Annotated in this window: 12 protein-coding genes; 8 read left to right on the top strand and 4 right to left on the bottom strand. The window is 72.1% G+C overall.

Features of this window, described 5'->3' with window-relative positions; all coding sequences use genetic code 11:
• The 4 genes from rsfS to BGO22_RS11325 all read left to right on the top strand — a co-directional run.
• On the top strand, nt 1-664 hold a 664-nt coding region (gene rsfS, locus BGO22_RS11340; RefSeq protein ID WP_286850899.1), incomplete at its 5' end, for a ribosome silencing factor.
• Entirely contained in the window at nt 661-1,128 is a 468-nt protein-coding gene (gene rlmH, locus BGO22_RS11335; RefSeq protein WP_070398309.1) for a 23S rRNA (pseudouridine(1915)-N(3))-methyltransferase RlmH, read from the top strand. The genes rsfS and rlmH, both read left to right, overlap by 4 nt.
• Nucleotides 1,125-1,820, top strand: a complete 696-nt coding sequence (locus BGO22_RS11330) for a Maf family protein (protein WP_083293008.1) — start codon at nt 1,125-1,127, stop codon at nt 1,818-1,820. Before rlmH ends, BGO22_RS11330 begins: the two co-directional genes overlap by 4 nt.
• Before the next feature lie 13 nt (nt 1,821-1,833).
• Complete coding sequence (locus BGO22_RS11325) at nt 1,834-3,390, top strand: Rne/Rng family ribonuclease (protein WP_070398311.1); 1,557 nt, start codon at nt 1,834-1,836, stop codon at nt 3,388-3,390.
• A 4-nt stretch (nt 3,391-3,394) separates the two neighbouring features.
• Here the strand turns inward: BGO22_RS11325 and BGO22_RS11320 are convergent, their stop codons facing one another.
• On the bottom strand, nt 3,395-4,195 hold the full coding sequence (locus BGO22_RS11320) for a YggS family pyridoxal phosphate-dependent enzyme (RefSeq protein WP_204742545.1): 801 nt from the start codon (nt 4,193-4,195) through the stop codon (nt 3,395-3,397).
• Entirely contained in the window at nt 4,195-5,430 is a 1,236-nt protein-coding gene (locus tag BGO22_RS11315; protein ID WP_070398312.1) for a benzoate/H(+) symporter BenE family transporter, read from the bottom strand. Before BGO22_RS11315 ends, BGO22_RS11320 begins: the two co-directional genes overlap by 1 nt.
• A gap of 65 nt (nt 5,431-5,495) precedes the next feature.
• Here BGO22_RS11315 and pdxR point away from each other — a divergent pair, with 65 nt between their 5' ends.
• On the top strand, nt 5,496-6,983 hold the full coding sequence (gene pdxR / locus BGO22_RS11310) for a MocR-like pyridoxine biosynthesis transcription factor PdxR (protein WP_070398313.1): 1,488 nt from the start codon (nt 5,496-5,498) through the stop codon (nt 6,981-6,983).
• 34 nt (nt 6,984-7,017) lie between these two features.
• Here the strand turns inward: pdxR and BGO22_RS11305 are convergent, their stop codons facing one another.
• Nucleotides 7,018-7,545: an Mpo1 family 2-hydroxy fatty acid dioxygenase gene (locus tag BGO22_RS11305; protein ID WP_070398314.1), complete on the bottom strand. Its 528-nt coding sequence runs from the start codon at nt 7,543-7,545 to the stop codon at nt 7,018-7,020.
• Between the two features lie 62 nt (nt 7,546-7,607).
• Nucleotides 7,608-9,443, bottom strand: a complete 1,836-nt coding sequence (gene msbA, locus BGO22_RS11300) for a lipid A export permease/ATP-binding protein MsbA (RefSeq protein WP_502686454.1) — start codon at nt 9,441-9,443, stop codon at nt 7,608-7,610.
• Between the two features lie 161 nt (nt 9,444-9,604).
• Between msbA and tolB the strand changes: the two genes are divergently transcribed.
• The 3 genes from tolB (at nt 9,605) to ybgF (ending at nt 12,338) form a co-directional block, all read left to right on the top strand.
• Nucleotides 9,605-10,927 carry a Tol-Pal system beta propeller repeat protein TolB gene (gene tolB / locus BGO22_RS11295; protein ID WP_070398315.1) on the top strand — a complete coding sequence of 441 codons (1,323 nt, stop codon included), beginning with the start codon at nt 9,605-9,607 and terminating at the stop codon, nt 10,925-10,927.
• A 65-nt stretch (nt 10,928-10,992) separates the two neighbouring features.
• A complete protein-coding gene (pal, locus tag BGO22_RS11290; RefSeq protein WP_070398316.1) occupies nt 10,993-11,553 on the top strand; it encodes a peptidoglycan-associated lipoprotein Pal in 561 nt (186 codons plus the stop codon).
• A gap of 8 nt (nt 11,554-11,561) precedes the next feature.
• The gene (ybgF, locus tag BGO22_RS11285) at nt 11,562-12,338 is read left to right on the top strand and encodes a tol-pal system protein YbgF (RefSeq protein WP_070398317.1); all 777 of its coding nucleotides are present in this window, start codon (nt 11,562-11,564) and stop codon (nt 12,336-12,338) included.
• Nucleotides 12,339-12,402: the final 64 nt, after the last annotated feature.

The following is a 12,402-nucleotide window of genomic DNA, read 5'->3' as shown; positions in this document are numbered from 1 at the left end:
GGCCATCGTCGATGGCCTGGAGGACGTCAAGGGCCAGGACATCGTGGTCTTCAACACCGAGGAGCTCTCGCCGCTGTTCGAGCGCGTGATCGTCGCCAGCGGCACCTCCAACCGCCAGACCAAGGCCCTGGCCGCCAGCGTGCGCGACGCGGTGCGCGAAGCCGGCTTCGACAAGCCGCGCATCGAGGGCGAGGAGAACGGCGAATGGATCATCGTGGACTGCGGCCCGGCCGTGGCGCATGTGATGCAGCCCGCCATCCGCCAGTACTACCGGCTCGAAGAGATCTGGGGCGCCAAGCCCGTGCGCCTGACGTCGGCCGCGAAGAAGGCCGCCGCGGCGAAGAAGCCCGCCAAGCCGGCCGCCGAACGCGCCGCCGAGGCCAAGCCGGTGTCGGCCAAGGCCGTGGCGCGCAAGGCCGCGGCCAAGGGCGCGGGCCGCGGCGCCACGCCGGTGGGCAAGGCCGCCCCGGCCAAGAAGGCGCCGGCCAAGAAAGCCGCGCCCGGCCGGGCACCCGCCGCCAAGAAGGCGGCGCCCGCCAAGCCGCGCGCCGGCATGGCCAAGGTGGTGGTCAACGCGCCGGCGGCGAAGAAGAAGGCCTCGCCCAAGGCCGCGCCCTCGGCGGCCCGCAAGCCGGCCAGGCCCGCCGCCAAGAAGAAGGCATGAAGCTCGTGATCGTCGCGGTCGGGCAGAAGGTGCCCGACTGGGCACAGACCGCCTACGACGATTACGCCAAACGTTTCCCCCCCGAGCTGCGCGTCGAGCTCAAGGCCGTCAAGACCGAGCCGCGCGGCTCCAAGACCACCGAAACCCTTTGGGCCGCCGAACGCCAGCGCATCGAGGCGGCCATTCCGCGCGGGGCGCGCGTGGTCGCGCTCGACGAGCGCGGCACGCCGCTCACCACCCAGGCGCTGGCCCAGCAGCTGCGGCAGTGGCAGCTGGGTGGGGACGACGTGGCCCTGGTCATCGGCGGGCCCGACGGCCTGGACCCGGCCTTTCGCGAGGCCGCGCACCAGCGCATCCGGCTGTCCGACCTGACCCTGCCGCACGCCATGGTGCGCGTGCTGCTCATCGAGCAGCTCTACCGGGCCTGGTCCATCAACGCGAACCACCCCTACCACCGCGAATGAAAAAAAGCCCCCTCGCGTCGCCGCTGCGCGGGTCGCTGTCCCCCGACGGGGCGGGTGTCGCCTTGGCGCGACCCGGCGGCGAAACCCGCTTGAACTTCATCTACCTGGCTTCCCAGAGCCCGCGCCGGCGCGAGCTGCTCACGCAGTGGGGCGTGCGCCACGAACTGCTGCTGCCCGACGCCGACGAGGACGCCGAGTCGCTGGAGGCCGCTCGGCCGAACGAGGCCCCCGCGCGTTACGTGCAGCGCGTCACCGCGCTCAAGCTGGAGGCCGCGCTCGCGCGACTGAAGCGCCGCGGCCTGCCGCCGGCGCCCGTGCTGTGCGCCGACACCACCGTGGCCCTGGGCCGGCGCATCCTGGGCAAACCCGCCGACGCCGCCGAGGCGCGGCGCATGCTGGCCGACCTGTCGGGCCGCACGCACCGCGTGCTCACGGCCGTGGCCGTGGGCCGGGGCGCGCGGCGCTGGTCCGCGCTCTCGACCTCCCTGGTCAGCTTCGACACGCTCACGCCGACGCAGATCCGCCGCTACGTCGAGGGCGGCGAGCCCATGGGCAAGGCCGGCGCCTACGCCATCCAGGGCCACGCGGGCCTGTGGGTGAGCCGCATCGCCGGCAGCCACACGGGCATCGTGGGCCTGCCCGCCTTTGAAACCGCCGGGCTGCTGCGCGCGGCCGGCCTTCCCATCCTCTGACGGGGCTCAAGCCATGAACCAGGACATCCTGATCAACTGGTCTCCGCAGGAGACACGCGTGGCGGTGGTGGAGCAGGGCGCCGTGCAGGAGGTGCACATCGAGCGCACGCTGGAGCGCGGGCTGGTGGGCAACATCTACCTGGGCAAGGTCTCGCGCGTGCTGCCGGGCATGCAGTCGGCCTTCCTGGACATCGGCCTGGACCGCGCGGCGTTCCTGCACGTGGCCGACCTGATGCCCAACATCCAGGCCAAGCACGCCACGCCGCGCGCGCCGGCACCGGCCGACGCCGAGCCGGCGCCCGCCGCGGGCGGTGCCGCGCCGGCCGCCGCGCCCAAGGTGCTGGCGCCCAACCCGGTGCTGCCGATCGAGAAGCAGATCTTCGAAGGCCAGGCCCTGATGGTGCAGGTGCTCAAGGACCCGATCGGCACCAAGGGCGCGCGGCTGACGGCCCAGATCAGCATCGCGGGCCGACTGCTGGTGTTCCTGCCGCAGGACAACCACATCGGCGTGTCGCAGAAGATCCCGGCCGCCCAGCGCGAGGCCCTGCGCCAGCGCCTGCTGGCCCTCACCGCCACCGCCGACGGCAGCCCGGCGGGCGGTTTCATCCTGCGCACCAACGCCGAAGACGCCGACGACGAGGAGCTGGCCGACGACGTCGCCTACCTGCGCAAGACCTGGCTGCGCATCAAGGAGGCCGCGCTGCGCCAGCCGCCGGCCTCGCTGCTGCACGAGGATCTGAACCTCATGCAGCGCGTGCTGCGCGACCTGTCGGGCGCCGGCACGCAGTCCATCCGCATCGACTCGCGCGAGCAGTTCGGCCTGATGCAGGGCTTCGCCGGCGAGTTCATGCCCGACACGGTGGCCAAGCTGCAGCACTACAGCGGCGAGCGGCCGATCTTCGACCTGTTCAACGTGGACGAAGAGATCGTGCGCGCCCTGGGTCGGCGGGTGGAGCTCAAGTCGGGCGGCTACCTGGTCATCGACCAGACCGAGGCCCTGACCACGGTGGACGTGAACACCGGTGGCTTCGTGGGCGCGCGCAACTTCGACGACACGGTGTTCCGCACCAACCTGGAGGCCGCACAGGCGATCGCGCGCCAGCTGCGGCTGCGCAACCTGGGCGGCATCGTCATCGTCGACTTCATCGACATGACGCGCGACGACCACCGCGAGGCGGTGCTGGCCGAGTTCCGCAAGCAGCTCGCGCGCGACCGGGTCAAGACCATGACCGGCGGCTTTTCGCAGCTGGGCCTGGTGGAGATGACGCGCAAGCGCACGCGCGAATCGCTGGCCCACATGCTCAGCGAGCCCTGCGAGGCCTGTGGCGGTAAGGGTGCGGTGAAGACGCCGCGCAGCGTGTGCTACGACATCCTGCGCGAGATCCTGCGCGAGGCGCGCGCCTTCAACCCGCGCGAGTTCCGCGTGGTGGCCTCGCCCAAGGTGGTGGAGCTGTTCCTCGACGAGGAACGCGCGCACCTGGCGGGCCTGTCGGAGTTCATCGGCAAGCCGATCTCCCTGCAGAGCGAGAGCTCGATGACGCAAGAGCAGTACGACATCGTGCTGATGTGAGCCCTCAGCCGCCCGCCGCCGGCCAGTAGTGGCTGTCCGGCAGCGCGCGCGCCCCGAAGATGGCCTGCCCGACGCGCACCACGGTGGCGCCTTCTTCGATCGCGATCTCGAAATCGCCGGACATGCCCATGGACAGCTCCTCCAGGCCGATGCCGGCGGGCGCGTCCTGGCGCAGCCGCTCGCGCAGTTCGCGCAGCAAGACGAAGCAGCGCCGCACGCGCTGCGCCTCGGACGACAACAGCGCCAGCGTCATCAGGCCGCGCACGCGCAGCGCCGCGAAGGCCGGCAGGGCCCGCAGGAAGGCCGGCACCTCATCGGGCGCCAGGCCGTACTTGCTGGCCTCGCCCGAGGTGTTGACCTGAACGAACACGTCCAGCGAACGGCCTTCCAGTTGCAGGCGGCGGTCCAGCGCCTCGGCCACGCGCAGGCTGTCCAGGGCCTGGAACTCGCTGGCGAAGCGCGCCACCAGCTTGGCCTTGTTGGTCTGCAGGTGGCCGATGACGGACCAGCGCAGACCGGCCAGGTCCGGCGTGGCCTCCCACTTGCCCAGGGCCTCCTGCACCTTGTTCTCGCCCAGCAGGCGGCAGCCCGCCGCGTGGGCCAGGCGCACGCGTTCCACGGGCTGGGTCTTGCTGACGGGCAGCAGGCGCACCTCGGCGGGGTCTCGCCCCACGCGCCGGCAGGCCGCGGCGATGCGCGCCTGCACCTCGTCGAGGTGGCGGCGCAGGTCCGCCACCGTCAGGGCCTGGGGGTAGCGGCCGTGCCGGTCGTGCCGGGTGGGGGTGTCGGGCGTTGGCATCGCCATCAGGGTCTCGCTCCCTTGTCCGCCAGTGCCGTCGTGCGCGCCAGCCGCCCCGGCCAGTGGCCGTGCAGCGCCGCGTGCGCGGCCAGCCCGATCAGCAGCCCCCAGAAGGCGCCGCCGATGCCGAACAGGCTGATGTTGGCGGCCGCCGCCAGGAAGGTGATCAGCGAGGCCTCGCGCGTGCGGGCGTCGGCCAGGGCGCCGGACAGGCTGGCGCCGATGGTGCCCAGCAGCGCCAGGCCCGCCAGGGTGGTGATGAAGGTGGCCGGCAAGGCCATGAAGGCAGCGGCCAGCGTCACCCCGAACACGCCCACCAGCACGTAGAACAGGCCCGCGGCGATGCCGGCGATCCAGCGCTTGGACGGGTCCTCGTGCGCCTCGCGGCCGGTGCAGATGGCCGCCGTGATCGCCGCGAGGTTGAAGGCGTGCGAGCCGAAGGGCGCCATCAGGAGCGAGCCCAGCCCGGTGACGCCCACGATGGGATCGGCGCGGCTCTTGAAGCCGTCGTTGCGCAGCACCAGCATGCCCGGCATGTACTGGCCGGTGAGCGTGATCAGGAACAGCGGCAGCGCCACGCTGAGCAGGGCGTTGAGCGTGAACTCGGGCGGCGTGAACACCGGCGCGGCGAAGCGCAGCGCCAACCCCGAGAGATCGACGCGGTTCTGCGCCAGCAGGAAAGCCAGCCCCAAGGCCAGGATGCCGACCACGGCGTAGCGCGCCGTGACCCGCTTGAGCAGCACGTAGGCCACGATCAGCAGGCCGGCCAGCGTGGGGTCCACGCTCAGACCGCCCAGGGCCTTGATGCCGAAGGGCAACAGGATGCCGGCGAGCAGGCCGGCGGCCACCCCGGGTGGGATCAGGCGGATGAGCCGCTCGAACCCGCCCGACAGGCCCAGCACCACGAAGGCGGCGGCCGACACCAGATAGGCCGCGATGGCCTGCGGGTAGGGCGTGGTGGCCAGGGCCGTCACCAGGAAGGCCGCGGCCGGCGTGGACCAGGCGGTGATGATGGGCTCGCGCGAGCGCCAGCTCAGCAGCAGGCCGGTCACGCCCACGCCGATGGACACCGACCAGACCCAGGAGGCGGTCTGCGCCGCGCTCAGGCCCGCCACCTGGGCGGCCTGGAACACGAGGATGAAGGTGCCGCCGTAGTTGACGAGGACCGAGACCAGCCCGGCGACGACGGGGTGGGGCAAGTCGCTCCAGCGAAGGGGCGTGGGGGAGGGGGTGGGAGGCATGGGGGTGTTGTAGGGTGAAAATGGTTGGACATCTCCTGCCATTTTTCTGACGTTACCCAGACCAATTGTTCAAACACGCCCTGCTCGAATCGGTCAAGGCCGGCGTCGCCGATCCGGCACGGGCCACCTTGCCCCTGCACGCGCGCGTGCAGCGCGCCGTGCGCCAGCTCATCCTCGACGGCGCGCTGGAGGCCGGCCGGCCTTTGCCGGCCTCGCGCGCGCTGGCCCGGTCGCTGGGTGTGTCGCGCGACACGGTGGAAGCCGCGTACGGCCAGCTGCACGCGGAGGGCTTCATCGAGCGGCGCGTGGGCCGCGGCAGCGCCGTGTCGGCACGGGCCCGGGGCCTGGGGGCGCGCGCGCCGGCGGGGCGCCCACCCGCCCACCCGGGGGAGGCGCGCCTGAGCCGGCGCGGCGCCGCCCTGTTCCAGGGCGGCGGCGTGCGGGACTTTGTCGCGCCGCGCGCCTTCGCGCCCGGCGTGCCGGAGGTCCGGGCCTTTCCGCTGGCCACCTGGGAGCGACTGGAGCGCCAGGTGCTGAAGGCGCACGGCGCGGCGGCCCTGCTGCACAGCCCGCCGCAGGGCATGGAGGCGCTGCGCCGGGCCATCGCGGCCTACGTGAACCTGGAGCGCGGCGCGCGCGCCACGCCCGAGCGCGTGCTGGTGCTGACCAGCTCCCAGCAGGCGCTGAGCCTGTGCGCCACCGTGCTGCTGGACGCCGGCGAGCGCATCCTCGTCGAGGACCCCATGTACCACGGTGCGCGCAAGGCCTTCGAGGCCGCCGGCCTGGCGTGCGTGCCGGTGCCGCTGGACGCCGAGGGCATGCGGGTGGACCAGCTGCACCAGGCGGCACCGCAGGCGCGGGCGGTGTTCCTGACGCCGTCCCACCAGTTCCCGAGCGGGGCCACGCTGTCGCTGGACCGGCGGCTGGCCGCCATCGAATGGGCGCGCCAGCAGCAGGCCTGGATCATCGAGGACGACTACGACAGCGAATTCCACTACGCCGGCCGGCCCACGGCCTGCGTGCAGGGGCTCGATCCGCACGAGCGCACCGTCTACATCGGCACCTTCACCAAGTCGCTGTTCCCGGGCCTGCGCATCGGCTACATGGTGCTGCCGCCGCCGCTGGTGGCCCCCATGACGGTGGCGCGCACGCTGCTGGACGGGCACAGCGCGCCGATCCCGCAGCTCACGCTGGCCCGCTTCATCGAAGGCGGCCACTTCGGCGCGCACGTGCGCACCATGCGCGCCGTCTACGCCGAGCGGCGCGACGCGCTGGCGCGCCTGGTGCGCCAGCACCTGGCCGGCCTGGTGGAGCCCCGGGTGCCGGACGGCGGCCTGCAGATGCCCTGCGTGCTGGTCTGCGGCGTCCCCGAGCGCGAGGCCGTGGACGCGGCCCGCCGCGCGGGCATCGACCTGCTCGGGCTGACGGCCTTGCACGCCTCGCCCGGCGGGCACGAGGCGGGCTTCCTCATGGGCTTCGCGGCCCACGCGCCGAACGAGCTGGAGGCCGCCGTGCGGCAACTCGCGAAGGTGCTGCGCGCGCTGGCGCGCTGAGGGCAGGGGCGATCGATCGCGCCCGGCGCGGGCCTCAGGCCGCGCGGGCGGGGGCGTGCTCCCGCACCGGGCCCACGCGCGCCTCGATGGCCTGCTGCAGCTCGCGCCGCAGGCCGAGCAGGAAGCCGGCTTCCGCCACCACGAACAGCGGGCCGATGACCAGGCCCACCAGATCGTCCACGAAGGCGGGCTTGCGCCCCTCGTAGTAGTGGCCGACGAACTGGATCACCCAGCCCACGACGAACAGGCCCACGCCCACCGAGAGCCACACGGCCGTGGTCTGCGCCGCCACCGCCTGCGCGAACCACAGCGACAGGGCCATCAGCGCCGCCATCACCGCGCCCAGGCGCAGGTCCAGCTTGAGGTAGTACAGCACCGTGAGCAGCGTGACCAGCGTGGCGGGCGACAGCGCCACCGCGCCCCACTGCGCCAGCACCGGCCGCGCCAGCAGCACGGCCACGGCCAGCACGATCATGGGGATGCCGACGAAATGGGTGAGGATGTTGCGGCGGTCGCGGTGGTAGGCCGCGTACTGCGTGAGCTGTTCGCTGAGGTTGCGCATGGCGGGTCTCCGGCCGGGGCGGGCGTGTTGTCCCGCGCTTGTACACCCACGCGCCGCGGCGCTCAATCCGGGGTGACCTGGGGTGGGCTGGCCGGGGCGTCCGCGCCCGCCGTGCCCAGTCCTTGCGCGTGCAGCCGCGCGTACACGCCGTCGGCCGCCAGCAGATCGGCGTGCCGCCCCTGTTCCACGATGCGGCCCTCGGCCAGCACGATCACGCGGTCCGCGTGCTCGATGGTGGACAGCCGGTGCGCGATGACCAGGGTGGTGCGGCCTTTCATCAGGCGCGACAGCGCGTCCTGCACCAGGCGCTCGGACTCGTTGTCCAGCGCCGACGTCGCCTCGTCCAGGATCAGCACCGGCGAGTCCTTGTAGATGGCGCGCGCGATGGCCAGGCGCTGGCGCTGGCCGCCCGAGAGCTCGGTGGCGTTGTGGCCCACGTTGGTGTGCATGCCCTGCGGCAGGCGCTCCAGCAGCTCGCCCAGGTTGGCCGAGAGCAGGGCGGCGTGCACGCGGGCTTCGTCGAGTTCGCCGTCGACCGCGCCCAGGGCCACGTTGGCGGCCAGGCTGTCGTTGAGCATTACCACGTCCTGACTCACCAGCGCGAACTGGCGGCGCAGGCTGGCCAGGTCCCAGTCGGGCAGGGGCACGCCGTCCAGCGTGACCACCCCGCGCTCGACCTCCACGAAGCGCGGCAGCAGGTTGATGAGCGTGGTCTTGCCCGAGCCCGAGGGGCCGACGAAGGCCACCACTTCGCCGGGGCGGATGTCCAGTTCGATGCCGCGCAGCGCCAGGCCGGCCTCGGCCGCGTCGGCGCCGTCGGCCTTGGGCGGGTAGCGCACCCACACGCCGCGCAGCGCGATGGCGCCTTGCACGCGTTCGGCCACGTGCGTGCCGCCGGTCTGTTCGGGCGTCTGCTCGATGAGCTCGATGCCGCGCTCCAGCGCCGCCAGGCCGCGCGTGATGGGCGAGGCGATCTCGGCCAGGTGCCGGATCGGGGCGATCAGCATCAGCATGGCGGTGACGAAGGCCACGAAGTTGCCCACCGTGACGCCCGTGGTGCTGCTCTGCCACAGCGCCACCGCGATCACCGCCGACAGCGCGGCCGAGGCCAGCAGCTGGGTGAAGGGCGTCATGGCGGCCATGGCGATGGTGCTCTTGAGCGCCAGGCGGCGCAGCGCCACGCTCAGCTGGTCGAAGCGCTCGGCCTGGCGGCGCTGCGCGCCGTGCAGGCGCACCACGCGGTGGGCCAGGGCGTTTTCCTCCACCACGTAGGCCAGCTCGTCGGTGGCCTGCTGGCTGGCGCGCGTGAGGCGGTACAGGCGCTTGGAGAGCACTCGCATGATCCAGGCCAGGCCCGGGAACACCGCGATCACGATCAGCGTGAGCTTCCAGTTCAGGTAGAGCAGGTAGCCCATCAGCGCCACCAGCGTGAGGCTGTCGCGGGTGAGGGTGAGCAGGGACGACACCAGCATCTGCGAGCCGGTCTGCACCTCATAGACCAGGGTGTTGGACAGCTTGCTCGCACTCTGGCGCGAGAACAGCGCCAGCTGGGCCGCGTTGAGCTTGGCGAACATGGCGCGGCGCAGGTTGAGCATGCCCACGTTGGCCGTGTACGACAGGGCGTACTGCGCCACGAAGGAGGCGATGCCGCGCACGCCGAACAGGCCCATGAAGGCCAGCGGCACCATCCACAGCGGAATGCGGCCATCGTTGAAGCCCTCGTCGAGCAGGGTCTTGAGCAGGGCGGGGATCAGGGGCTCGGTCAGCGCCCCGATCACGGTGGCCAGCGCGGCGAAGAAGATGCCGGTCTTCGCGTCCCGGAAGTAGGGCCAGACGCGCAGCAGCCGCTGGCGCAGCGGGCCGGAGGGGAGGGCGGCGGACGGGTCGGAGGGGTTCAAATCGGGGCGGATGGAGGGGAACCAATGGGCGCGATCGCGGTCCAGCAGGCCGCGAGGGCACACATCTTGTCACGGCTTGCCTGCGGGTGTCCGGTATTATCGGCCGCTACTTACAAGGGCACCGGGCCTCGCGTCCCGCACTGCCCGACAATCCCAACACCATGCACCAACCGCCCCGACTCCATCCCTCCACCGGGATGCCGCGCCGGCATGCCCTGGGCCTTATCTCCGCTTCCACCCTGCTGGGCTGGCCCGCCTCGGGCGCGCTGGCGCAGTTCCGGGTCGAGGTCACCGGCGTCGGCCTCACCCGCTTCCCCTTCTCGGCCGTGAACTTCCGCGGCAACGACGCCGCGAGCGAGAACATCGCCGCCATCGTGCGCGCCGACCTGGAGCGCTCCGGCCAGTTCGTGGCCGTGCCGCCGCTGTCGGGCGCGCTCGACGAAACCTCGCGCCCTGACCTGGCCCCCTGGCGCGAGCGCGGCGCCGACTCCCTGCTCACCGGCAGCGTCACCCGCCTGGCCGACGGCCGCTTCGACGTGCGTTTCCGCCTCTGGGACGTGGTGCGCGCCCAGGATCTGGGTGGCATGAGCCACCCCAGCACGCCGAACAACCTGCGCCTGGCCGCCCACAAGATCGCCGACTACGTCTACGAGAAGATCACCGGCGAGAAAGGCGTGTTCTCCACCCGCATCGCCTACGTCACCAAGGCGGGCAGCACGCACCGCCTGTGGGTGGCCGACGCCGACGGCGAGAACGCCCAGGCCGCCTTCACCAGCAACGAGCCCATCATCTCCCCGAGCTGGGCGCCCAACGGCGCGCAGCTGGCCTATGTTTCGTTCGAGAAGCGCAAGGCTGAGATCGTCTCGCACGAGGTCGCCACCGGGCGCCGGCGCGTGCTCGCGAGCTTTCGCGGCTCCAACAGCGCGCCGGCCTGGTCGCCCGACGGCAAGACCGTGGTGGCCGCGCTCACGCTCTCCGGCAACGCCCAGCTCTACGCGATCGACGCCAACGGCGGCGAGCCGCGCCGCCTCACGCAAAGCGGCAGCGGCAGCATCGACACCGAACCCGTGTTCAGCGCCGACGGCAAGCAGATCTACTTCGTGAGCGACCGCGGCGGCTCGCCGCAGATTTACCGCATGCCCGCTCAGGGCGGCAGCGCCCAGCGCGTCACCTTCACCGGCAACTACAACATCTCGCCCGCGCTCAGCCCCGACGGCCGCTGGCTTGCGTTCATCTCGCGCATCAACGGCGCCTTCCGCCTGCACGTGATGGAGCTGTCCAGCGGCACCGTCACCGCCCTCACCGACACCAGCGGCGACGAGAGCCCCAGCTTCGCGCCCAACAGCCGCATGATCATCTACGCCACCCGCGACAAGGGGGGCGACGCGCTCATGACCACCACCGTGGATGGCCGCATCAAGACCCGCCTGGCCGGCGCGCAGGGCGACATCCGGGAACCCGAATGGGGGCCCTTCCTTCGTTGAACCCGCGCCGATCGATCCTCCCGTCCCGATTGTTTCCTCATCAACAACGCACCTCAGGAACCGCCATGTCCCGTACCACCCCCTTCCGACGCCTCAGCGGCCTGCTCGCCGCGCTGATCGCCGCCGCCGTGCTCGCGGCCTGCGGTTCGAACGTCCGCCTGGACGAGCCCCCGGTCGAAGACCGCTCGGGCACGGCCGCGGGCGGCGCGGCTGGCGCGGGCGGGCAGGGCAGCGGCGTCGACCCGCGCGGCGTGGCCGGCGTGCAGGTGCCGTCCAGCACCAGCGCCCAGCCCGCGCAAATGCAGCGCATCATCTACTTCGACTACGACAGCTTCGAGGTCAAGCCCGACGCCACCGCCCTGCTCGAGGCCAACGCGCGCTACCTCAATGCCAACCGCAGTGTGCGCGTGCAGCTGGAAGGCCACACCGACGAGCGCGGCGGCCGCGAATACAACCTGGCCCTGGGCCAGAAGCGCGCCGAGGCCGTGCGCCGCGCGCTCTCGTTGCTGGGCGTGCAGGACAGCCAGATGGAAGCCGTGAGCTTCGGTGAAGAGAAGCCCGCGCAGACCGGCAGCGACGAAACCGCCTGGTCCAAGAACCGCCGCGTCGAGCTCACCTACCGTTGAGCCAGGGAATGAGCATCGCGCGCTGGAAACCCACGCTGGCCACGGGTGCCCTGCTGCTGGGCGGCCTGTGGGCGCCGTCCGCGCACGCCCTGTTCGGTGACGACGAGGCGCGCCAGGCCATCATCGAGCTGCGCCGCCAGGTTGACGCCAACCGCCAGGCCACCGATGCCGCCGCCGCGCAGCAGCGCGAGGGCGACGCGACCATCAAGCGCAGCATGCTCGAACTGGCCAACCAGATCGAGCAGCTGCGCGGCGAGATCGCCCGCCTGCGCGGGCAGAACGAGCAGCTCGCGCGCGAGGTGTCCGAGTTGCAGCGTGCGCAGAAGGACGTGCAGGCCGGCATCGACGAGCGCCTGCGCCAGGTCGAGCCGGTGAAGGTCGAGCTCGATGGCCGCAGCTTCACGGCACAACCGGCCGAGAAGGCCGAGTTCGACGCCGCCATGGCCACCCTGCGCAAGTCCGACTTCACGGGCGCCACGGTCGCCTACACCGCCTTCCTGCGGCGTTACCCCACCAGCGGCTACACCCCGGTGGCGCTGTACTGGCTGGGCAACGCACAGTACGCCGCGCGTGCCTACAAGGACGCGGTGGAGTCGCACCAGCGTCTGGTGCGCGAATTCCCCGACCACCCGCGCACGCCCGAGGCCATGCTGGCCCTGGCCAACAGCCAGGTCGAGCTCAAGGACACCAAAGGCGCGCGCAGAACGCTGGAAGACCTGGTGAAGCAGCATCCGCAGAGCGAGGCCGCCGGCGCGGCCAAGGAACGCCTGGCCCGACTGAAGTGAGGGACCATGGGGCCGCCCCTACAATCGCGGCCCTATGGACGAACTCGCCACCCTGCAATCCCTG

It is taken from the genome of Hydrogenophaga sp. 70-12 (assembly GCF_001897365.1).
GTDB lineage: Bacteria > Pseudomonadota > Gammaproteobacteria > Burkholderiales > Burkholderiaceae_C > Hydrogenophaga > Hydrogenophaga borbori.
The sequence above is the reverse complement of the archived record's forward strand: the minus strand, read 5'-3'. Positions and strand labels throughout refer to the sequence as shown.